The sequence below is a fragment of the Mycobacterium sp. 852013-50091_SCH5140682 genome (assembly GCF_001665685.1).
GTDB lineage: Bacteria > Actinomycetota > Actinomycetes > Mycobacteriales > Mycobacteriaceae > Mycobacterium.
In genome coordinates this window covers 1-763 of the sequence record NZ_LZTB01000143.1, presented here as the reverse complement: position 1 = coordinate 763, position 763 = coordinate 1, and the positions used below count along the sequence as shown (strand labels likewise).

Sequence of the window (763 nt, the reverse complement as noted above, 5' to 3'; positions counted from 1 at the left end):
AGCACGCCGCCGACCACAGTGGCATCGCCAAGTGGATCCGGCGCCTGGCGCTGCCCATCATCCTCGGCTGGATCGCCATCATCGTGGTGCTCAACGTGGTCGTTCCCCAGCTCGAAGAGGTGGGGAAGATGCGCTCGGTGTCGATGACCCCCGATCAGGCGTCGTCGATGATCGCGATGAAGCGCGTCGGCGAAGTGTTCCAAGAGTTCAAGTCCAACAGCTCGGTCATGATCGTGCTGGAGGGCGACGAACCGCTGGGCTCCGACGCCCACGACTATTACGACCAGGTCGTGGCCAAGCTGCGCGCCGACACCAAGCACGTCGAGCACGTCCAGGATTTCTGGGGCGACCCGCTGACCGCCTCGGGTGCCCAGAGCTCCGACGGCAAGGCCTCCTACGTGCAGGTCTACACCGCCGGTAACCAGGGCGAGGCGCTGGCCAACGAGTCCGTCGAAGCCGTTCAGAACATCGTCAAGAGCGTTGCGGCGCCGCAGGGCATCCACACCTACGTGACCGGCCCGGCCGCCCTGTCCGCCGATCAGCACATCGCAGGCGACCGCAGCATGCAGATGATCGAGGGACTCACGTTCACCGTCATCATCGTGATGCTGCTGCTCGTGTACCGCTCGATCATCACGGTCGTGCTGGTGCTGCTCATGGTCGTGCTGGAGCTGTCCGCGGCGCGCGGGCTGATCGCGTTCCTGGGCTACTACAACATCATCGGGCTCTCGACGTTCGCCACCAACCTGCTTGTGACCTTGGC

The 763-nt window shown here is 64.5% G+C and carries 1 protein-coding gene; it reads left to right on the top strand.

Annotated features, from left to right (window positions below; all coding sequences use genetic code 11):
• Positions 1–763: MMPL family transporter (locus tag A5784_RS37305; RefSeq protein ID WP_156750986.1), on the top strand; the 763-nt coding region annotated here is incomplete at both ends.